The organism is Clostridium sp. UBA1652, from assembly GCF_002320975.1.
Taxonomy (GTDB): Bacteria; Bacillota; Clostridia; order Clostridiales; family Clostridiaceae; genus Clostridium_T; species Clostridium_T intestinale.
Window position 1 is genome coordinate 1 of the sequence record NZ_DCLI01000039.1, and the last position, 22,459, is coordinate 22,459.

A 22,459-nucleotide genomic window follows, 5' to 3' on the forward strand; every position below is an offset into this window, starting at 1 on the left:
GAATCCCACTTTCTCCGCCATTATAATTTAAAGATATTTTCAGCTTGGAGAAATACTCAAGTGGCTGAAGAGGCGCCCCTGCTAAGGGCGTAGGTTGGGCAACCGGCGCCCGGGTTCAAATCCCGGTTTCTCCGCCAAAAACACACTGATATTTATATCAGTGTGTTTTTTTGTTATAATATCTATAAGTACATTCCTGCTAATTTAAAAATATTTATATGATATATTAGGAGTAAAGATATGAGAGAACATATTATAAAGCATAAATCAAGAGACTCTAAAGAATTGTCATTATATAAATGGGAGCCAGAAAATAAAGAGAATATAAAAGGAATAGTTCAAATAGTTCATGGATCCTGTGAACATTCAGGGAGATATAGAGATTTTAGTAGTTTTTTAGTTCAAAATGGATATGTAGTTTATTCTAATGATCATAGAGGACATGGATTGACAGCAGAAAGTGAAGAGGAGTTAGGTTTTATTGCAGATAAAAATGGATGGGAAGTTTTAGTTGAAGATGTTCTAGAAATAAATAAACTAATAACGAATGATTATCCCAAGTTACCTATATTTATGATTGGTCATAGTATGGGTTCTTTTATAGCTAGGCATTACGCTATTTTATATGGAAACACTATAAAGGGAGTTGTGTTAAGTGGTACTGCTCATAATAATAGATTACTTTTAAAGTTTGCAATAACAATCTCTGATATATATATAAAAATACATGGCAACAGATATAGAAGTAAGTTCATAAATTATTTAACTTATGGAGCCTTTAATAGAAAAGTAAGCAGCCATAGAACAAAATATGATTGGATTTGTATAGATGAAAAAGTAGTAGATGAATATGAAAAAGATGTTTATTGTGGATATATATTCACCAGTAATGCGTTTAAAGAAATGTTTAGAGGGCTTTATTATATAACAAATTTTAAAAATATAAAAAAGACACCAAAAGATCTTCCTATATTATTACTATCAGGTAAAAAAGATGTAGTAGGAAATGAGGGTAAGATGGTTATTAAATGTTATGAAAAATATAAAGAAGCAGGAATAGAAGATTTAGATATAAAGTTGTATGAAAAAATGAGGCATGAGATATTAAATGAAGTAGGAAAAAATGAGGTATATGAAGATATACTAAGCTGGATCAGAAAACATTTAACTATTGACTAATACTATGTTGGTTGATATAATAAGTTTTGTGAAAAATGGAGAGATGGTCGAGTTGGTTTAAGGCACCGGTCTTGAAAACCGGCGTACGTGTGAGCGTACCGTGGGTTCGAATCCCACTTTCTCCGCCATATAATTTAAAAATATTTTCAGCTTGGAGAAATACTCAAGTGGCTGAAGAGGCGCCCCTGCTAAGGGCGTAGGTCGGGCAACCGGCGCCCGGGTTCAAATCCCGGTTTCTCCGCCAAAGAACAATTTTAGATTGTTCTTTTTTTATTTATAAAAGAAAATGTTATTTAATTTATCTTGTACTTAAGAACTTTCTTATAAAGAAAAATAAAAAAGTAAGAGAATAATAATATAATGACAGATAATTTAAATAGATTTAAAAACATTAATTAATATAGTCACAGAAGTACATTGAGATAAATATATAAGAAGAATATAATATTAATGTTCAGTTAAAATTTGCTAGTAAGAAGGTGGGATATTGCTAAAGGGTGACAAAGTTTATTTAAGGTTAGTAGAGAAAAAAGATGTAAGTAGAATTTATAATATATGTTCTGAGCCAGAGGTTAGAGAGTATGATGGTGGACAGTCTACATTACCACCTTTACAGTATATGCTTAAGCATTTTGATGATATGTTTAATATTGAAAGAAAAAGACTTTCTATAATAAATGAAAAAGATGTTTTGGTAGGATATATAACTTATAAGGAAATAAAAGATACTTTAGATGTATATTCTATAGGAATAACTATAGGAAGCAAATTCTGGGGACGAGGATATGGAAAAGACTCTATAAGGACATTATTGGATTATTTATTTGTGAATAATAATGCTCATAGAGTAGAATTAGAGGTTGTGGATTATAACCTAAGAGCAATAAGATGTTATCTTTCTTGTGGGTTTATAGAAGAGGGACGCAAAAGAAAAAGATATTTCTTTCAAGGAAAATATAGCGATACAGTTATGATGAGTATTTTGAGAGATGAATATTTAAAATAATATATAGAGAAAACCTAAGATTATAATTAATGTTATATATCTTAGGTTTTTCTATTTTTTAAAATAAATAATGAAAACGTATTGACTAACATATACGTACAAGCTATAATTAAAACATAGAGAACTTGTACGTATAAGTTTAAGTTACAAAAAAGTTTTCTGTTTCTGGAATTATAAATATTTTAGGGGGTTTTTTTAATGGGTAAATTTCAAAATGATGCTCAAGAGTTATTAACGCTTGTTGGTGGAAAAGAGAACATATCAGCAGTAACTCATTGCGCTACAAGAATGCGTTTTGTTCTAGTAGATCCTAAAAAGTCAGATGTAAAATCTATTGAAGCTTTAAAGAGTGTGAAAGGCACATTCACTCAAGCAGGACAGTTTCAAGTTATTATAGGTAATGAAGTTTCAATTTTTTACAACGACTTTGCAGCAATAGCGGGAATAGATGGTGTAAGCAAAGATCAAGTAAAATCAGTTGCTAAGGGCAATATGAATGTTTTCCAAAGATTATTAGCTGATTTAGCAGAAATATTTGCACCACTTATACCAGCTCTTGTAGTTGGAGGTTTGATATTAGGTTTCCGTAATGTAATAGGTGATATAAAACTTCTAGAGGGAGGTACTAAAAGTTTAGTTGAAGTATCTCAGTTCTGGGCAGGAACTCATGCATTCTTATGGCTTATTGGAGAAGCTATATTTCACTTCTTACCAGTAGGTATCACTTGGTCAATATCTAAAAAGATGGGCACAACTCAAATATTAGGAATTGTATTAGGTATTACTTTAGTTTCGCCTCAGCTTTTAAATGCTTATGGAGTGGCCGGAGCTACAGAAATTCCTTTCTGGGATTTTGGTTTTGCAAAAGTTCAGATGATAGGATATCAAGCACAAGTAATTCCAGCTATGCTTGCAGGATTTGTTTTAGTGTTCTTGGAAAAGAATATACGTAAAGTAGTTCCTGAATATATATCTATGATAGTAGTTCCATTTTTAGCATTAGTACCAACAGTTTTAATAGCTCACACTGTATTAGGTCCAATTGGCTGGAAGATAGGTTCAGCTATATCAACTGTAGTTTATGCAGGGTTAACTTCAGGATTAAACTGGTTATTTGCAGCTTTATTTGGTTTTGCATATGCACCACTTGTCATAACAGGATTACATCATATGACGAATGCTATAGACATGCAGTTAGTTGCTGAGTTTGGAGGAACTAACTTATGGCCTATGATAGCATTATCTAATATCGCTCAAGGTTCAGCTGTATTAGCTATAATATTCTTAAACAGACATGATGAAGATGAAAAACAGGTATCTATTCCAGCTGCTATTTCATGTTATTTAGGTGTAACTGAACCCGCTATGTTTGGTATTAATTTAAAATATGTATATCCTTTCTTCGCAGCAATGATAGGTTCAGCTACAGCGGCAGTAGTTTCAGTAGGAGCTGGTGTTATGGCTAACTCAATAGGGGTTGGAGGACTTCCAGGTATACTGTCAATTCAGCCTAAATATATGGGGATATTTGCAATAAGCATGCTTATTGCCATAGTAGTACCATTTATACTGACTGTAATATTTAATAAAAACAAAATACTAGCTAAGAAATAATTTGCATTTACAGGAAGGAACCTAATTAGTTCCTTCCTTTAGTACTATAAATTGAAGCATAAGGAGTAAATAAATATGAAGGACTTTAAAAAGAGTGTGTTTTATCAAATATATCCTAAATCTTTTAAGGATTCAAATGGAGATGGGTTTGGGGATATAAAAGGAGTTACTACTAGTTTAGGATATTTAAAAGATTTGGGCGTTGATTATATATGGCTGACACCTTTTTATATATCTCCTCAGAAGGACAATGGATATGATGTTGAGGATTATAAAAGTATAGATAAAAGATTTGGAACTATGGAAGACTTTGAAGAATTAGTAGAAGAATCTAAAAAACTTGATATAGATATAATGTTAGATATGGTTTTTAATCATACCTCAACAGAACATCAATGGTTTAAAAATGCATTAAATGGAGATAAAAAGTATAAAGATTACTATATATTTAAAGCTCCTGTGGATGGAAAAGAACCTACTAACTGGATATCAAAATTTGGAGGAAATACCTGGGAGTATGTAGAGAAGTTTGATGAGTATTATTTACATCTATTTGATAAGACTCAAGCTGATTTAAACTGGGAGAATGAAGCTGTTAGAGAGGAAATATATGATGTAGTTAACTATTGGGTAGAAAAAGGCGTAAAAGGCTTCAGATTAGATGTTATAAATTTAATATCTAAACCAGAAGAATTTATAAATGATTACGAAGGTGATGGTCGTAGATTCTATACAGATGGTCCTAAGATACATGAATATCTAAAGAAACTTAATAGTAATAGTTTTGGGAAAAACAAAGATTTAATCACAGTAGGTGAGATGTCTTCGACAAGTATAGAAAACTGCGTTAGATATTCAAATCCACAAGAACAGGAATTAGATATGGTATTTAACTTTCATCATTTAAAAGTAGATTATAAAAATGGTGAAAAGTGGACTTTAATGGATTTTGATTTTATGAAGTTAAAGAATCTATTAAATGAATGGCAAATAGGAATGGAAAAAGGGTGGAATGCTTTATTTTGGTGTAATCATGATCAACCTAGAATAGTGTCACGTTTTGGAGATGATAAAAACTATCCTAAGGAATCAGCAAAAATGTTAGCTACAACCCTTCATTTGTTAAGAGGCACTCCTTATATTTATCAAGGAGAAGAAATAGGCATGACTAATGCATATTTTGATAATATAGAGGAATATAGAGATATAGAATCAATTAATTATTATAATATTTTAAAGTCAGAAGGAAAAAGTGAAAAAGAGATAATAAAAATACTACAAGCTAAATCTAGGGATAATTCACGTACACCAATGCAATGGAGTAGTGAAAAAAACTCTGGATTTACAGAAGGGACTCCATGGATACCACTAAGTAAAAGTACAGACATAACTGTTGAAAGTTCTTTAAGAGATGAGGACTCAGTTTATTATCATTATAAGAAGCTAATATCTCTAAGAAAAGAGCATGATATTATAGCTTATGGAGACTATAGATATATATTAGAAGAAAACTTAAAGGTTTTTGGATATATAAGAAGTTATGAAAATAAGGAGCTTATAGTTTTAAATAATTTTTATGGAGAAACTATAGATGTAGATATAAAAGAATTTGTAGATAAGTATAAGACGTTAGATATATTAATATCTAATTATAAAGATTCTACTAAAGATTTAAAAAATATTAAACTTAGACCTTACGAATCCATTGCATATATTATTGAAAAATAAATATAAAAGAGTATATTGTTGAGAAGTAAATATAGTCATGTTAAAATATTTATGGTGATAATATATGAATAGTAAATATATAACTCTCTATAATAAAATTATAGAAAAAATAGAACAAGGAAGTTATCCTCCTAGTTCAAAACTTCCATCTGAAAATGAGTTGATGGAAAAATATAAATTCTCTAGAGATACAGTGAGAAAAGCACTAAATATGCTTGAACACAATGGATATATAAATAAAGTAAAAGGTAAAGGCTCCTTTGTCCTAGATATAAATAGGCATAAATTTCCAGTGTCTGGCTTAATAAGTTTTAAGGAAATGGCTGAAAGTATGGAAGGGGAGTCTAAAACCTTGGTTAAAAATTTAGAACTAACTAAAGGTGATAAATTTTTAAGAAATAAGTTAGTTTTAGAAGATGATGAAAAACTTTGGAAGGTTGTCAGAGTAAGAGAAATTGGTGGTAAGAAAATTATATTAGATAAAGACCACTTTAACAGTACATATATTCCAGAATTAACTGAAGAGATATGTAGAGATTCTATATATGACTACATAGAAAAAGAGCTGGGACTAAAGATAGGATTTGCAAAAAAAGAGATAACAGTTAGATCTAGCTCAGAAGAAGATATAGAATATTTAGACTTAGAAGGATATGATATGGTAGTTGTAGTAGATACCATGGTTTATTTACAAGATGGAACTCTATTTCAATACACAGAATCAAGACATAGGCCTGATAAATTTAAATTTGTAGACTTTGCTAGAAGAGCTTATTAATATTGTTCTAAAAGATTCCTAAAAAGGTAATAATCTTTGTTAGGAGTCTTTTTTTATTCTTTAGGAAATTATACACATTATTGCTGTAGAAGCTTTTTCAGCTTCATGAAATTCATTTATTAGATATGAACTAACCCTAAAGAATAAAAAATAAGAAAATTGAGCTCCTGCCATTTTTTCCTCACATGCGTTTGGAAAGGCAGATGAGCAAAAAAAGTCGACGGCTCATAATCGCCTTGACGACTTTTTTACTTTATAATAATATATAATGACAAATTTAAGGAGAAATTTTCTATGGGTATTAGGTTTATATATGGTAGATCTGGAGCTGGAAAGACTCATTTTTGTCTTCAAGCTATAAAAAAGAGAATAGATGAAAATAAAGAAGGAAAGTTTATACTAATAGTTCCTGAACAATTTACATTTAGAGCAGAAAATGCATTACTAAATCAAGTTGGAGAAAGAGCTTTACTTAAGACAGAGGTGTTAAGCTTTAAAAGGATGGCTCAAAGAGTTTTTTCAGAATGTGGTGGATTAACTATTAGGAAGATGCAGGATTCAGGAAAAGCTATGATAATATATAAGGTTCTTCAAGAAATAGAAAAAGAACTTAAGATATTTAATAAAGCATCTAAGCAAAATGGATTCATAGATATTATAGATAAGACAATAACTGAATTTAAAAAGTATAATATTACCCCGGAAATATTGGAGGAAATATCAAAGGACTTAAGTGATGAAAATTTAGAATTAAAATATAAGCTAATAGATTTAGAAAAGATATATTTACGCTTTAACGAAGTTTTACATGAAAATTATATAGATACCGATGATGAACTTACTATGTTATCTACTAAGTTAGAAGACTGTAAGTTATATGATAAAACAGAAATTTGGATAGATGAATTCACTACGTTTACTCCTCAGCAGTTAGACATAATAAAAACTATTTCTAAAAAAGCAAAGAGAGTAAATATAACCTTAGTAGGCGATGAATGGAATCCTAAAGAAGAGGTTGAATCTACAGATTTATTTAATGTAACTAAAAGTACAGAAAAGAGAATTCTTAAGATTATGGAGGAGAATAGAATTCCTTTTGATGGAGTTATAAATGTTAATGATGGAACTCCATATAAGTTAAGAGGTTCTAAGGAACTAGCCCATCTTGAAAAATACTTTTATTCATATCCCTTTAACGAGTTTAAAAATAAAATAGAAGGCTTAAGTATATATAAGGCTTCTAATAGTTATGAGGAGATTCAAACTATCGCTAAAAAGATTAAAGAATATGTTAGAGATAGAGGATATAGGTATAAAGATATATCCATAGTTTGTAGAAATATTGATGATTATGAAAAAATAAACTCAGTTGTATTTAACGAATACGAAATTCCTTATTACATTGATAAAAAAAGAGATATATTAAATAATCCTTTTGTGGTTTTAGTTACATCTCTGTTTGAAGTTTATAATAAGAATTGGAATTATGAAAGCTTATTTAAGTATCTAAAGACAGGGCTTACAGGGCTTGAAACTAAGTATATAGATATAATAGAAAATTATGTCCTTGCTTATGGTGTAAATAAAAAACATTGGCTATCAGAAGAGGACTGGGATTATTATCCCTTAGGATTCGCCAATGAGAATGAGCAAGATGAGAATATGAAAATACTTATAAATGAGATTAAAGATGAGGTAAAAAGGCCTCTTATAAGTTTTTATAATAAAACTAAGGGAGAAAAGAAAGTAAGAGAAATATGTGAAGCTATTTATGACTTTTTAACTGAGATAAATGCAGTAAACAGGGTATCAAGTTGGATAGACAAGTTTAATGAAGAAGGTATTCAAGATAAAGAAAAAGAATATTCTCAAATTCTTTCCATAGTAATGGAAGTTTTAGATCAAGCTGTAGATGTAATGGGAAATGAGAAAATGGATATAAAGAAATTCTCGAAAGTATTAACTGGAGGTTTTGAGAAATATGAGTTAGGACTTATACCATTATCCTTAGATGAGGTAACAGTAGGAGACATAACAAGAGTTAGAAGTAAAGAGGTAAGAATTTTATTCTTAATAGGAGTTAATGATGGGGTTATTCCAGCGACTACGAAAGATGAAGGAATACTGTCTGACAGAGATAGAGAGTTATTAAAAAATAAAGGGGTAACATTAGCATCTGATTCAAAAGCAAAAGCATTTGAAGAGCAGCTATTAGTTTATACAGCTCTAACAATATCAAGTGAAAGATTAATAATAACCTATCCTATGGCAGATTTTGAAGGAAAGTCCTTAAGGCCTTCAATAATAATACCTAGAATAAAAAAATTATTTCCTAAGTTAATTGAGGATAGTGATATAAATAAAAAGACTCATGATTTTGATAAGATAGTTGCGCCTATTCCAACCTTTAATGAACTTATAGGAGCAGTAAGAAGAGACTATGATGAAGAGGTTGTAGAGGAATATTGGGGAGAGGTTTATAGCTGGTACAAGAAAGAGGATAAGTGGAAGCAAAAAGCTAAAAATCTTGAAAGAGCTTTAAATTATACAAATCAAGATGAAGATTTACCTAAAGATAAAGCTAGAAAGATATACTCCTCCCAAAATGGAAAACTTCTATTTTCAGTTTCTAGGCTTGAAAAATATGCTCAGTGCCCATTTTCTTATTATGTTCAATATGGATTAAAAGCAAAAGATAGAAAGATATATGAGTTTTCAGCGCCAGATTTGGGTTCCTTTATGCACGAGATATTAGATGGATTTACTACTTACGTAAGAGATAAAAAGCTAAACTGGAGTGAACTTGATAAGGATAAGTGTAGCAATATAATTTCTATGCTTGTAGATAAAAAACTAGATGAAAATCAAGGGTTTATATTAAATAGCTCAAAAAGATATAAGTATTTTACAGATAGATTTAAAAGAATATTATCTAAATCTGTATCAGCAGTATCTGAACATATGAAAAGAAGCACTTTTGAAATCTATAAAAATGAGTTTGAGTTCTCAAGTTTTAAGGATGCAGAACCTATAAAAATCAAACTTGATGATGGTGAAGAAGTATCTCTAGTAGGAAGAGTTGATAGAGTTGATGTAGCGGATATAGATGGAGAAAGCTATATTAGGGTTATTGATTATAAGTCAGGTAGTAAGAAGTTTGACTTAACAAAACTTTATCATGGACTTCAGATTCAACTTTTAGTATATTTAGATGCTTTAATAAAGAATTCTAAATACTTCTTAAATAAAAGTACTCTTCCAGGAGCTATATTGTATTTTAGGATAGATGATCCACTTATAGCAGCTGAAAAGAGAATAACTGAAGAAGAAATACAAAAGAAGGTTCTATCCTCATTTAAAATGGATGGATTAGTACTTAAAGATCCTAAGATAATAAAAGCTATGGATAATGATCCAGGACTTTATTCTGTCGTTATACCAGCAGGAATAAAAAAGGATGGAGATGTTTCTTCCACAAGCTCAGTTGCTACTGAAGAGCAGTTTGAAACCTTAAGGAAGTACGTTAACTATAAGATAAAAGAAATATGTTCAGATATGCTTAAAGGTAACATAAAGATAAATCCTGCTAAGGAAAGTAATTTTGCTTACTGTGATTTTTGTGATTACTCATCAGTATGTCAGTTTGATACTAGCTTAAAAGATAATAAATATAAGCTAATTAAGTTAAAGAAAAAAGAAGAAGTATGGCAAGAAATGCAGGAAGATATAAAAAGTAATGAAGAAGGAGGGGAAGAGTAATGGCGACTAAATGGACAGAAGAGCAGCTTCAGGCTATTAAAACTAGAGATTGCAACCTTTTAGTAGCAGCAGCTGCTGGTTCAGGTAAAACAGCTGTTTTGGTTGAGAGAATAATAAAAATAATAACTGATAAAGAAAATCCAGTTGATATTGATAAATTATTAGTTGTTACTTTTACCTCAGCAGCAGCTGGAGAAATGAGAGAAAGAATAGCTGATGCCATATCTAAAGAGTTAGAGCAAGAACCTAACTCTAAAAACCTTCAAAGGCAACTAACATTATTAAGTAAAGCAAATATAACTACCATGCACTCTTTCTGTTTAGATACAATAAAAAATAACTTTCATCATATAGATTTGGACCCAGCCTTTAGAATAAGTGATGATACTGAAGGAACCTTAATGAAGCTTGAAACTTTAACAGAGCTTTTTGAAGAAAAATATGATCAGGAGAATAAAGAATTTATACTTCTTTTAGATGCTTATGGAAGTGGTAAAGATGATAAAAAACTACAAGAGTTAGTTTTAAATCTCTATGAGTTTTCAATGAGTGGTCCTTGGCCAGAAAACTGGCTTAAAGAGAAATCAGAAGATTTTAATATAGATAATGAAGAGGAATTAGAAAACACTCCTTGGATAAAGGTATTAAAGGAATCAGTACTTCTTGAACTAAACAGTCTTATAAAAAATCTCTATATAGCGTTAGACCTAGCTGAAAACAGCGGAGGACTAGAACCTTATGGGGAAAATCTTAATGATGATATTAATATTCTTAATAATATAAGAGTGAGTTTAGAGGAAGGTTCCTTAAAAGATATACACCTAAGAATAAGCTTAGTAAAATTTTCAACCCTTAAAAGAGTTCTAGCTAAAAATGTTGAAGATCCAGATACTCAAGAAAGAGTAAAAAAGATTAGAGATGAAGTGAAAAAATCTATATCAAAAATGGGAGATGGGGCCTTTAATGTAGCTCCAGAAGAAATATTAGAAGGGTTAAAACTTCTATATCCTCTTATGAAGTCTCTTTCTAACTTAGTAATAGACTTTAAGAATAGATATGAAGCAAAAAAAAGAGAAAGAGGAGTTTTAGACTTTAATGACCTAGAACACTTATGTTTAAGGATTCTTATAGATGAGGAAGAGGGGGTAATAAAACCTTCTTCAGTTGCAAGTTCTTTAAGAGAGAAGTTTAATGAAGTGCTTGTAGATGAATATCAGGACTCTAACAATGTACAAGAGACTATAATAAATCTTGTTTCAAGAAAAGAATTAGAAAATCCTAATGTGTTTATGGTTGGAGATGTAAAACAGAGTATATATAGGTTTAGGCAAGCAAAACCAGAGCTGTTCTTAGAGAAATACAATAGCTATGGAACTGAAGAAACAGATAAAAATAGAAAAATACTGCTCTATAAAAATTTTAGAAGTAGAGAGGAAGTTATAAACGGAGTTAACTTTATATTCACTCAGCTTATGTCAACTACTGTGGGAGAGCTTGAATATGATGAGAAAGAAGCTTTAAATTTAGGAGCTAGCTATGGATATCCTGAAGAAGAAGGGGTACAGGTAGCTGGAGATATTGAACTTCATATAATAGATAAAAGTGGAGAAGAAGAAAAAGAAGAATATGAAGTTACAGAAGAAATAGAGATAGATTCTGAGGAAGAAGAGGATTTAACTGCTGTTCAAATAGAGGCAAGAATAGTTGGAAATAGGATTAATAATCTTATGAATCCCAAGGATGGAAGTATATATAAGGTTTTAGATAAAGGTACTGGAGAATATAGAAAAATAAGATTTAAAGATATAGTAATTCTTTTAAGAGCAACTAAAAACTGGGCGGATACTTTCTTAGAAGAACTTGGAGCTATGGGGATTCCAATCTATGCTGATACTGGAAGTGGATATTTTGAAACCATAGAAATAAGAACTATACTTTCTGTACTTCAAGTTATAGACAATCCACTTCAAGATGTTCCTATAATATCAACTTTAAGAAGCCCTATATTTTCTTTTACAGCGGAAGAACTTGCGGATTTAAGAATTATAGGAGAAGAGGACTACTACTTTGAAACTATAGAAAAAATAGTTTTAGGGGAAAAAGAAGTAAAGCAAAGCCTAAAGGAAAAATGCATCTATTTTATAGAGAGTACAAAACGTTGGAGAGAAAAGGCTATATATACTCCTATAGATGAGTTCATATGGTATCTATACATGGATACATCTTATTATGGATATGTAGGAGCTATGAGTAATGGAATACAAAGGCAAGCTAATTTAAGAATATTATTCCAAAGAGCTAGGCAATTTGAAAGAACTAGCTTTAAAGGATTATTTAATTTTATAAACTTCATTCATAGACTTAGAAGCTCCTCTGGTGATATGGGAAGTGCTAAAATTCTTGGTGAAAATGAAGATGTAGTAAGAATAATGAGCATTCATAAAAGTAAAGGACTTGAGTTTCCAGTAGTATTTTTAAGTGGTTGTGGAAAACAATTTAATCTTATGGATTTAAATAAAGAAGTTCTTTTCCATGAAGATCTGGGGCTTGGGCCTCAGGTTATAGACGTAGAAAGAAGAGTATCTTATCCATCTATAGCTAAAAATGCTATAAAGAAAAAATTCTTAGTAGAAGCCTTATCAGAGGAAATGAGAATACTTTATGTAGCCTTAACTAGAGCTAAGGAAAAGCTTATAATAACAGGAGCTATAACTAATTTTGATAGAAGCGTAGATAAATGGAGACGGTCAGCAGCCTTAGGGGATAATAAAATAGCTCCATCAGAGGTACTGAAGAAAAGAAGCTTTTTAGACTGGATAGCCTTAGCTTTATGCCGACATAAAGATGGAGGTATATTGAGAGGCGAAAATAACTTTGTGGAAAACTTAAGCCTTGATAATTCTCACTGGAATATAAACTTGTGGAGAAAATCTCAAATGCCTGTGGAAGAAAGTTTTATTGCTGTGGATAAAAATGAAGAAAAAGAATTGTTTATAAATAAAGAATATAAATCCATAAATAGAGAGATAGAAAGAAGACTAGGCTTCAAGTATAAGTATAGAGAGTCGTCTTTACTTCCTTCCAATATATCAGTATCTGATTTAAAGAAAAGAGCTTATGAGGATTTACAAGAAGAAGCTACTTATGATGTATTTAAGGTTGAGAAAGTAGTAAAACCAGTATTCCTACAAGAAGAGAGAGGATTATCCCCAGCAGAGAGAGGAACCATAGTTCATTTCTTTATGCAGAAGTTAGAGTTAGGAAAAAGTAATTCATACAGTGATATAAAAGAGCAAATAGAAGACTTAATAGCAAGAGACTTACTGAGAGAAGATGAAAGTAAAGTAATAAACATAAAGAAAATATTAAACTTTATGAATAGTAATTTAGGGCAGAGAATGAAGAGGGCTTTTGAAGAAGGTAGAGAAGTAAATAGGGAATTAGCATTCTATACAGAAATAAGTGCCTTAAATTTTGATAAAACTCTTCCTAAAGAATATGAAACTGAGAAGGTAAGACTTCAAGGAGTAATAGATGCCTACTTTGAAGAAGAGGACGGAATAGTTCTTCTAGACTATAAAACAGATTATGTAGGAGAAAAAGGTGTAGAGGAAATAATAGATAGGTATAGATTACAACTAGACTACTATGAAGAGGCTTTAGAAAAAATAACAGGTAAAAAAGTTAAAGAAAGATATCTATATTTATTTAATGTAGACAAAGAAGTTAAGATATAAAAAGGAGACCCTTAGGATTTTAAATATTCCTAAGGGTTTGTTTTATCATTTATATAATCCCTAGCTAAAACTAATAAATCAGCTTCAGTGTTTAAGTTAGGCTCATCTATAACTTTATTCATAAGATAATCAATTATTTCTCCAACTATTTTTCCAGGTTTTATATTTAAAGATTTCATTAATATGTTTCCATTTATATTTAAAGAAGATTTATCTAAAGGCTCATCTGCTTCTAAAATTTCTTTTGTTTTTTCTTTAGTAGACTCCAAAGCTTCTAAAGCTATAAATGGAGGTGCAGAAGATAAGATGTCTGCTTTTTGTAATTCATATAAATCAAATATAAGATCTTTTCCTACTCTATTAATTAACCTTTTAATAGCTGCTGATTTGGGATTAAAAAGTATACTCATATGTTCTCTAACAAGGCTAGAAACCTTGTCTATAGTATCATTATCAAAGGATAGGCCTTTTAGTATATTTTTAGATAAATCTTTTCCTACCTTTTGATGTTCATAAAAATGTCCTATACCATCTTCTCCTATAAAAAAGCATTGTGGTTTAGCTATATCATGAAAAAGGGCAGCTAATCTTAAGGTTAAATTATTAGGAACTTTTTCTACAACAGAAAGAGTGTGCTCAAATATATCTTTATCATGATAAGGCGTTTTTTGGTCAAAACCAACAGCCTTTTGAAGCTCAGGAAGTATATATTTAAGTATACCTGTAGAGTTTAAAATTCTAAATCCCTTAGCAGGATTAGGTGAAGTTAGGATTTTACAAAGTTCATCTCGTATTCTTTCAGAGCTTATATTTAAAATAAGAGAACTATTTTTTTCTATAGCTTTTAGTGTTTTTAATTCTATATTAAAGTTAAGCTGACAGGAAAAACGTATAGCTCTAAGCATTCTTAAAGCATCTTCATTAAAGCGCTTATCAGCATCACCTACAGCTTTAATAAGTCTTGAAGATAAGTCCGCTGTGCCATTAAAAAAGTCTTGTAGACCATCTTTATTGTTATAAGCTAAAGCATTTATCGTGAAGTCTCTTCTAGAAAGATCATCTTTAAGTGAAGAAACAAACTGCACATCTTCTGGTCTTCGATTATCTTTATAATCACCATCAATTCTATAGGTTGTAACTTCATATGGAGTATCATTAATTAAAACAGTCACTGTTCCATGTTTCAAGCCAGTAGGTACTGTTTTAGAAAATAATGACATGACCTGCTCAGGTAGAGCATCTGTTGTTATATCATAGTCTTTAGGTTTTGAACCTAAAAGAATATCCCTAACACATCCTCCAACTAAAAAAGCTTCGTAATTATTTTTAGTTAATGTATCTATAACGTATTGAACATCTTTAGGATAAAGAATAACCATATAAATCACCTCAATTAATTTTACTACAAAAACATTAAATAAAAAAAGGAGCTATTGCACTAATTTCTTAGTGCAATAGCTCTAGATAGTATTTCTACTAAATTCAAATAAGTCCAAGTGGGAGGCATTCTGATTAAGATAGAGATCTAATAGCATCTTTGCTCCAAAGGTTGAATATAAAATTCCATTAGAACCGTAGCCTAAGCAAAAATAGTGATTTGGAAAGTCTTGATTTTCTCCTATTATAGGAAGACTATCATTTGTATCATCAAATACACCATTAAATTGGAATTCAATCTTAAAATCTTTAGGAGAACAGAGCAAATCTCTTAATCTCTTTTCTAGTATTAGATATTTTTTAGAATTTAATTCATCATTATATTCTAAATTATCTATGTCCTCTCCGCCTATTAATATCCTACCATCTACAGTTGGTCTAAGGTATGTATAAGGATCACTCATATCTCTAACTATAGAGTTTTTATACCAAACTTCTTCATTTTCATTTAGAAATTTTGTTGTACTAATAGTAAAACTTCTAGTTAATTTTTGATTAGGTATATGATAATCTTCTATAGCCTCGTAACCAGTAGCAATAATAACTTTTTTTGCATTTATTTTGGCTTTAGGGGTATTTACTAAAACACCTGTATAAAGAGCTTTTATATTATCTACAGGAGTATGTTCAAAAACTCTAGCCCCATTATCAAAAGCATTTCTTATTAAAGCATTTATTAATTTGTAAGGATCAACGATTCCAGAACCTTCGTGAGAAAGTATTCCTGAATAAATGGGGAATGGAAAATAATCTCTAGAATTATTGAAGTCTATATACTGAACATCAAATCCAGCAGATTTTCTAAGATTATATTCATTTCTTAATGCCTGTGAATGTGCAGGTTTATTAGTATAAAGTAAAGATGGAACAGCTTTAAAGTCACAATCAATATTTAATTCATTTATTATATCCTTTAAATCATTAAAAGCTTGAAGGGTTTCAGAAAAAGCCTCAAATGCTTTTTCTTTTCCGAGCTTACTACTTAAACCTGAAATATTTGAATCAATTTCATATTGAAGGATAGAGGTAGAACAAGAACTACTGCTATAACCAAGAATATTTGATTCAAGTAAAACAGTTTTTATACCTGCCTTAGCAAAGTAATAACAACATAAAGCTCCAGATATTCCTCCACCAACAATAACAACATCACAATCAATATTTTCATTTAAACTAGGATAATGATAACTTATTGGATTTACACTGGTCCAAATTGGATTATCACCTATGGTTTTCATATAATCAACTCCTATCATTAAAACTTATCTATATATTTGTTACCATAAGATAGAGGGTTTATGCTAAAGTAGCTAAGTAAATGATATAAAAATTTGTAGAAGAGTACTTAAGTGTTTTAAACAAGTATTAGTTAAGCATTTACCTAAGATAATTTATATTATGAATGTACAATTGTACAGATGTACAGGTGTACGATTATACACTTGTACGAATGTACGATTGTACAAAAAACTTAAGTGTACAGTTGTACAAGTGTACAGAAATTTCTAAAGATATTAAAAAAAGATATTTTAAAAGGAAAATATAAAAATAAACTAAAAAAGCGGCTCAATATATTGAGCCACCTTCTTAGTTTATTATTACCTTAGTTCCCTTTTTAGCATTTTCATATAGCCATTTAGCATTAGCGACATCAAGCCTTATACAGCCATGGGAAGATGGTTTGCCTAAAGTTGTATCTAATATAGTTTTTTTATCTTCAGCAAATGGTAGTGAGTGGAATAAGTAATCTCCTTTAAACTGCACCCAATACTTACCACCTTGTTCATATTTTTCTGAGAAAAACCATTCACCCTTTTCTAAAACTTCAAATATACCAGAAGGAGTATCTTTTCCAGATATACCAGTAGAGGAAGAAAAGGTTTTGTCTAACTTCCAAGAATTTTTAGATCCCTTATAAACATAAGTTTTTTGAGTATTTTTATTAACATATATAAGCATTGATGTTGAACTACTTAGATTTAAGGTATTGATATTACTTGAACTTATTACAGGTAAAGATGCTGATGCAGCGACAGTAGAAGAATTTTTACCCGTTGAAGCAAGATAACTCTTTTTATCGCTTTCATAAGATGCTAGTAGATCCTCTATTTCTTTATCCTGAGATATGTATTCACCTAAGTTGTTATTGATTAAGTCAATGGCCTTAGTATAATATTTATCTTCAGCTAATTTTTTACTTTTATCTATTATTGATACTTTATAATTATTAAAAGCTTCTTTTTTATATTCTAATGCTGATTTATAGTTGGAATCAAAAAGAGATACTTTAGAGAAACTATCAATAGCTTCCTTGTATTGCTCATTATTTAAGCTAGTGATTCCATTTTTTAAATTATCTTCGGACTCTTTAATAGTTGGTAAAGAGGTTTTAAATGATTGTATATCTTCATTAAAAAAACCGTAACTTTCTACCTCTTTAACTAAAAATAAAGCTTCATTTTCACCGAGTTCCTTATTGTCATAGGATGATACTACATCATCAAAAAACTGCCTTAAAAATTTCTGTAAATCTCTATTTATTAATAGAGTTTTAACTGGATTATATTTTTGCTGATTAATGATTATATTATTAGCAGAACTATATTGACCATTATTAAATTGAGATCTAAAGGCACTAATTAAGTAGTTATATGAAATAACTGAAGCTACTATAAGGGAGGTAGCCAAGGTAACTAAGGTTAGATATATAAATATAAAACCTTTATTATCCTTTATTAAAGTCTTAAGTGATGATTTTTTACGCATAAGCAGAACCTCCTAATAAAGAATTCTTTAAAAAGTATTACCAAAAATTCTATTAATAATCATTTTATAGGAAATATAGTTATTAATTTTAATATTGGGCAAAATGGTAATAATATAAAAAAAGAATTAAGATTAGGTGAAAACATGAAAAAAATAAATTTTGTTAAATCGTTTTTTATAAGTATTTTTAAGCCAGGAGAATATTATAATTTAATAAATGAAAGTCTTGTAAGAGCTTTTATATACATGATATCTATAACTGTTATCACTGGACTTATTAGTTTTATGACGCCAGCTAGAGATTATTTAGATTTTATTAATCTTATAGAAGGTGAGGTGGGAAATGGTTTTCCTGAGTTTACCTTATACAATGGGATTTTAGATGTAAAAGAAAAGGAACCAATAATAATAAAAAAGGCTAAAAAACCTACTATAATCATAGATACTTCAGGAGAAACAACAGAAAGTAAACTTGATGAATATGATAAATGTATTTTAATTTTGAAAGATAAGCTTTTTTATAAAAAAAGTAATATTAATATAGATCAAGCAACCTATGATTTTTTTAAGTGGATTAACTTAGATAAAGAAAAAACACAAGAACTTTTACCTAAGTTAAAAATGGGAGCTTATTTAATTGAATTTGTAACCCCAGTTTTGATGATAGTTTTAAATTTATTTTCAGCATTTATAATATCTTTAGCTGGGGTAATTATTAATGCTTTATTAAGATGGCCGCTAAAATATAGAAATATTTATAAAATGAGTTTATACTCTATTACAACAGGGATAATTTTAGGAGCTATTTTAAGGTTTTTAAATATATCTTTATTATTTACAAATTATATTTATTTGATCATTGGATTTATATATGTTTTTATAGCATTTAAAGGAGTGGTAATTAATATAGAAGATTGATTCAAAGTATAGTATAATAGAAATGATATGGAAATTTAAGGGGGAAACTTTTTATGAAGAAAATGAATGTAGCAGAGAAGTTTATAAAAAGTATTATAGATATAAAAAGTTATTTGGTCTTTTTGAAAGAAAGAACAAGTAAGGCTATAATATATATTTTGTTATTGTCTATAATACTTGGTGGCATTAAAGGATTTAATGTATCTAGAAATATTCAAAAAGCTATAAATGAAACTAAAAATTATCTAACTGAAAATGAAGACACTTTTAAATTAGAAAATGGAGAATTAACCGTTGGGGAAAATCCTATACTTATAAAAGAGGAAGGTGTATTAGTATTAGTTGACACTAGCTATACATATGATTCTTTTGGACAAAAAAATCTATCTGATCTTAATCTAGAAAACTATATAAATTCAGTTTTGATTTTTAAAGATAGAGTTATAATCAACAATAATGGGCAACAAACTGTTCAGAATTTTTCAGATATAACAACTAATATATATCCTAGAGATGTAATCAATATATTAAATGCTGCTAGTATAGTATGGATTTTTGTATTGCTTATTTATACAATAGGTGGTTTTATAGGAAACCTACTATGGGCATTAATTATAACCTTAGTTGGAACTGTAGTTAGCTATATTGTTAAGGTGAAAATTAAATTTAAAGGACTATATAGAATATCCTTATATTCTATTACATTGCCAGTAATAATAGATACTATATTTGTATCTGCAAATGTAAGAGTACCTATGTTTAGTCTTATATTTTTAGCTGTTTCTATGGTTTATATATACCTAGCGTTAAAGCTTATAAAGAAAGAAGTTACAGAAGAGGAATTGTTTATAATAGGTTAAAAAGGAGTATAAATTATGAAAAAGGTTCAAGATAGATTTTTAGAATATGTAAAAATTAATACAACAGCTGATGAAAGTACAGGCACAACTCCAAGTTTTGAAGGTGAGTTTGACTTAGCTAAAATTTTAGTTGAGGAATTAAAAACTTTAGGTCTTAAAAATGTAGAAATGTGTGAACATGGTTATGTGTATGCTACTTTAGAAAGCAATATAGATAAAAAAGTACCAGTTATAGGATTTATTGCGCATATGGATACATCTCCAGATATGACAGGTAAAAATGTAAATCCTCAAATAGTTGATTATAAGGGTGGAGATATAATATTAAACAAAGAAAAAAATGTAGTATTATCTCCAAAAAACTTCCCAGAGCTAAAACTTTATGAGGGAAAAACTTTAATAACTACAGATGGAACTACTCTTTTAGGTGCTGATGATAAGGCTGGAATAGCAGAAATCATAACAGCAATAGAATATTTAATAGAACATCCAGAAATTAAGCATGGAGAAATAAGAATAGCCTTCACTCCAGATGAAGAAATAGGAGAAGGAACTAAATTCTTTAATGTAGAGAAATTTGGAGCTAAATATGCCTACACTATGGATGGTGGAAGAATAGGTGAGCTTGAATATGAAAACTTTAATGCTGCAAGTGCTAAGGTAGTCGTTAAAGGAAGAAATGTTCATCCAGGATATGCATTTAATAAAATGATTAATTCTATGACTGTAGCTATGGAATATGCAGATCTTCTACCTAAACATCAAGTTCCAGAAAAAACAGAAGGTTATGATGGATTTTATCATTTAGTAGGAATAGAAGGTGGAGTAGAGGAAACTACTTTAACTTATATAATAAGAGACTTTTCTCTTGAGATATATAAATCAAGATTAAAGGTGTTAGAAGAAAAGCAGCATGCTATAAATAGTAAATACGGAATGGATTTAGTAAATATAGAGATAACAGAAAGTTATAGAAACATGAAGGAAAAAATAGAGCCGGTTATGTTTGTAGTAGATCATGCTAAAAAGGCTATGGAAAGAGCTAGAGTTAAAGCTGATATAAGACCTATAAGAGGTGGTACAGATGGAGCTAGACTATCATTTATGGGAATACCAACACCTAATATATTTGCTGGGGGAGAGAACTTCCATGGTAAGTATGAATATGTTCCTATAGAGTCCATGGAAAAGGCTGTAGAAGTAATAATAAATTTAGTTCAGATATATTGTGAATAAGAGTATAAGAGTGTTGTTTAAAAGCAATGCTCTTATTTTTTATAAAGTTTAAAAGTTGAAGGTTCTGGATTAGGTTTGGCTATAGTAAAGAGTATAATAGGCCTGCATCAAGGGGAGGTCTTTATCAAGTATAATGAAGAAAAAATGATTTTTGAAATTCATATAAGTATATTTTATGATTAAGAGCTATAAAAAATAGCTCTTTTTTCAAAAGAAAATAATTAAAAATTTCTCAAAATTATATTGATAAACCTTTACATAGATGCTATAATTTTATTATAGTTTCGGAAACGGTTCCGAATAGTTCTGGAATCGTTTCATGAAGGTTTTTGAATTTTTATAAAAATACGTTGGGGATGATTATATGGTTACTATAAAGGATATAGCAAAATTAGCTGGAGTAGGAGTTGGAACAGTTTCTAGAGTTTTAAATGATAATCCAGAGGTAAGAAGTGAAACAAGAGAAAAAGTATTGAAGGTTATTAAAGAGTGCAATTATATACCTAATAACAGCGCTAGAAATTTAAAGAGAAATAATACAAATAGTGTAGGTCTTTTGGTGAAAGGTATATTTAATCCCTTTTTCTCAGAAATAGTGAAAATTATCAGTGATAAGATTGATGAAAAGGGGTACAGTGTAATCCTCCATTATAATAATGATCCTTACATAAATGATTTAGAATTAGCTGTAGAACTAGCCAAAGAAAAGAAACTTGTAGGTATTATATGTTTAGGAGGAAATTTTAACGATTTTAATGAAGAAATACTAGATAACTTAAGAATACCTATGGTTTTAACTTCAGTATATATCGAAGATGTAAAATTTAAGGATAAGTTTTCTTCAATAGGTATCGAAAATAGTAAGGCTGCTTATAAGGCTGTAGATTATTTATGTAAATTAGGACATAAAAAAATAGGAATTATATCAACGGATAAAACTGATACAATTGTAGGACCATTAAGAATTAAAGGATATAGAAAGGCTATAAAAAATAATAGCTTAAATTTTGAAGATACATTAATATCTAAAAAAGGTCACTATGATTTCCAATCAGGCTATGATGCTATGAATGAATTATTAGATAATAATAAGGATATGACTGCAGTATTTGCTATATCGGATATTATGGCAATAGGAGCTATAAAAGCAGCTAGATCTAGAGGATATAGAGTTCCAGAAGATCTATCTGTAATGGGAATGGATGGAATAGATTATGGCAAATATTATGAACCAGCATTGACAACCATTTTACAGCCTGGATATGAAATGGGAGAAAAAAGCGTGGACCTATTATTTAATTTACTTAATAATAAGTCTGAACATAAACATATTAGTTTAGATACAACTCTTATTGAAAGGGAGTCTTGTAAGAACATAAAGTAATTAATGATTAAAAATCTGTCTACATTTTTGTAGATAGATTTTAATAAATAAAATTTC

Annotated in this window: 14 protein-coding genes and 3 tRNA genes; 14 read left to right on the forward strand and 3 right to left on the reverse strand. The window is 29.6% G+C overall.

The window, feature by feature from the left end:
* Positions 1-46 precede the first annotated feature (46 nt).
* The 10 genes from B3N22_RS06495 (at position 47) to addA (ending at position 13,801) form a co-directional block, all read left to right on the forward strand.
* Positions 47-137: transfer RNA gene (locus tag B3N22_RS06495), tRNA-Ser, on the forward strand.
* Positions 138-240: 103 nt separating this feature from the next.
* Complete coding sequence (locus tag B3N22_RS06500; protein ID WP_286905613.1) at positions 241-1,179, forward strand: alpha/beta fold hydrolase; 939 nt, start codon at positions 241-243, stop codon at positions 1,177-1,179.
* 37 nt (positions 1,180-1,216) lie between these two features.
* A tRNA-Ser gene (locus B3N22_RS06505) sits at positions 1,217-1,307 on the forward strand.
* Positions 1,308-1,332: 25 nt separating this feature from the next.
* Positions 1,333-1,423: transfer RNA gene (locus B3N22_RS06510), tRNA-Ser, on the forward strand.
* A gap of 243 nt (positions 1,424-1,666) precedes the next feature.
* On the forward strand, positions 1,667-2,185 hold the full coding sequence (locus B3N22_RS06515) for a GNAT family N-acetyltransferase (RefSeq protein ID WP_286905614.1): 519 nt from the start codon (positions 1,667-1,669) through the stop codon (positions 2,183-2,185).
* Positions 2,186-2,383: 198 nt separating this feature from the next.
* The gene (gene treP, locus B3N22_RS06520; RefSeq protein WP_286905616.1) at positions 2,384-3,799 is read left to right on the forward strand and encodes a PTS system trehalose-specific EIIBC component; all 1,416 of its coding nucleotides are present in this window, start codon (positions 2,384-2,386) and stop codon (positions 3,797-3,799) included.
* Positions 3,800-3,874: 75 nt separating this feature from the next.
* Entirely contained in the window at positions 3,875-5,527 is a 1,653-nt protein-coding gene (gene treC, locus B3N22_RS06525; RefSeq protein WP_286905617.1) for an alpha,alpha-phosphotrehalase, read from the forward strand.
* Between the two features lie 64 nt (positions 5,528-5,591).
* A complete protein-coding gene (treR, locus tag B3N22_RS06530) occupies positions 5,592-6,305 on the forward strand; it encodes a trehalose operon repressor (RefSeq protein WP_286905619.1) in 714 nt (237 codons plus the stop codon).
* A gap of 294 nt (positions 6,306-6,599) precedes the next feature.
* Positions 6,600-10,064, forward strand: a complete 3,465-nt coding sequence (addB, locus tag B3N22_RS06535; protein ID WP_286905620.1) for a helicase-exonuclease AddAB subunit AddB — start codon at positions 6,600-6,602, stop codon at positions 10,062-10,064.
* Entirely contained in the window at positions 10,064-13,801 is a 3,738-nt protein-coding gene (gene addA / locus B3N22_RS06540) for a helicase-exonuclease AddAB subunit AddA (RefSeq protein WP_286905622.1), read from the forward strand. The genes addB and addA overlap by 1 nt, the downstream gene beginning before the upstream one ends.
* A 29-nt stretch (positions 13,802-13,830) precedes the next feature.
* Here addA and B3N22_RS06545 read toward each other — a convergent pair whose 3' ends face one another.
* The 3 genes from B3N22_RS06545 to B3N22_RS06555 all read right to left on the reverse strand — a co-directional run bounded on the left by B3N22_RS06545 (position 13,831) and on the right by B3N22_RS06555 (position 18,004).
* Positions 13,831-15,180, reverse strand: coding sequence for a CCA tRNA nucleotidyltransferase (locus B3N22_RS06545; protein ID WP_286905623.1), 1,350 nt, complete (start codon positions 15,178-15,180; stop codon positions 13,831-13,833).
* An 81-nt stretch (positions 15,181-15,261) separates the two neighbouring features.
* Positions 15,262-16,476, reverse strand: a complete 1,215-nt coding sequence (locus tag B3N22_RS06550) for an NAD(P)/FAD-dependent oxidoreductase (RefSeq protein ID WP_073021801.1) — start codon at positions 16,474-16,476, stop codon at positions 15,262-15,264.
* A 349-nt stretch (positions 16,477-16,825) separates the two neighbouring features.
* Positions 16,826-18,004 (reverse strand): L,D-transpeptidase, encoded by a 1,179-nt coding sequence (locus B3N22_RS06555; protein ID WP_286905625.1) that lies wholly within the window; start codon positions 18,002-18,004, stop codon positions 16,826-16,828.
* A gap of 144 nt (positions 18,005-18,148) precedes the next feature.
* Between B3N22_RS06555 and B3N22_RS06560 the strand changes: the two genes are divergently transcribed.
* The 4 genes from B3N22_RS06560 to B3N22_RS06575 all read left to right on the forward strand — a co-directional run bounded on the left by B3N22_RS06560 (position 18,149) and on the right by B3N22_RS06575 (position 22,402).
* Positions 18,149-18,922 carry a DUF1189 domain-containing protein gene (locus tag B3N22_RS06560; protein WP_286905626.1) on the forward strand — a complete coding sequence of 258 codons (774 nt, stop codon included), beginning with the start codon at positions 18,149-18,151 and terminating at the stop codon, positions 18,920-18,922.
* 53 nt (positions 18,923-18,975) lie between these two features.
* Complete coding sequence (locus tag B3N22_RS06565; protein ID WP_286905628.1) at positions 18,976-19,782, forward strand: DUF1189 domain-containing protein; 807 nt, start codon at positions 18,976-18,978, stop codon at positions 19,780-19,782.
* A gap of 15 nt (positions 19,783-19,797) precedes the next feature.
* The gene (gene pepT, locus B3N22_RS06570) at positions 19,798-21,018 is read left to right on the forward strand and encodes a peptidase T (protein WP_286905630.1); all 1,221 of its coding nucleotides are present in this window, start codon (positions 19,798-19,800) and stop codon (positions 21,016-21,018) included.
* A gap of 364 nt (positions 21,019-21,382) precedes the next feature.
* Positions 21,383-22,402 carry a LacI family DNA-binding transcriptional regulator gene (locus tag B3N22_RS06575; RefSeq protein ID WP_238906349.1) on the forward strand — a complete coding sequence of 340 codons (1,020 nt, stop codon included), beginning with the start codon at positions 21,383-21,385 and terminating at the stop codon, positions 22,400-22,402.
* Positions 22,403-22,459: the final 57 nt, after the last annotated feature.

Bases quoted from the DNA above. Each gene is read 5' to 3' on its own strand.
- B3N22_RS06500 (WP_286905613.1), top strand. From the start codon at position 241: ATGAGAGAACATATTATAAAGCATAAATCAAGAGACTCTAAAGAATTG.
- treP (WP_286905616.1), top strand. From the start codon at position 2,384: ATGGGTAAATTTCAAAATGATGCTCAAGAGTTATTAACGCTTGTTGGT.
- treC (WP_286905617.1), top strand. From the start codon at position 3,875: ATGAAGGACTTTAAAAAGAGTGTGTTTTATCAAATATATCCTAAATCT.
- treR (WP_286905619.1), top strand. From the start codon at position 5,592: ATGAATAGTAAATATATAACTCTCTATAATAAAATTATAGAAAAAATA.
- addB (WP_286905620.1), top strand. From the start codon at position 6,600: ATGGGTATTAGGTTTATATATGGTAGATCTGGAGCTGGAAAGACTCAT.
- addA (WP_286905622.1), top strand. From the start codon at position 10,064: ATGGCGACTAAATGGACAGAAGAGCAGCTTCAGGCTATTAAAACTAGA.
- B3N22_RS06545 (WP_286905623.1), bottom strand. From the start codon at position 15,180: ATGGTTATTCTTTATCCTAAAGATGTTCAATACGTTATAGATACATTA.
- B3N22_RS06550 (WP_073021801.1), bottom strand. From the start codon at position 16,476: ATGAAAACCATAGGTGATAATCCAATTTGGACCAGTGTAAATCCAATA.
- B3N22_RS06555 (WP_286905625.1), bottom strand. From the start codon at position 18,004: ATGCGTAAAAAATCATCACTTAAGACTTTAATAAAGGATAATAAAGGT.
- B3N22_RS06560 (WP_286905626.1), top strand. From the start codon at position 18,149: ATGAAAAAAATAAATTTTGTTAAATCGTTTTTTATAAGTATTTTTAAG.
- B3N22_RS06565 (WP_286905628.1), top strand. From the start codon at position 18,976: ATGAAGAAAATGAATGTAGCAGAGAAGTTTATAAAAAGTATTATAGAT.
- pepT (WP_286905630.1), top strand. From the start codon at position 19,798: ATGAAAAAGGTTCAAGATAGATTTTTAGAATATGTAAAAATTAATACA.
- B3N22_RS06575 (WP_238906349.1), top strand. From the start codon at position 21,383: ATGGTTACTATAAAGGATATAGCAAAATTAGCTGGAGTAGGAGTTGGA.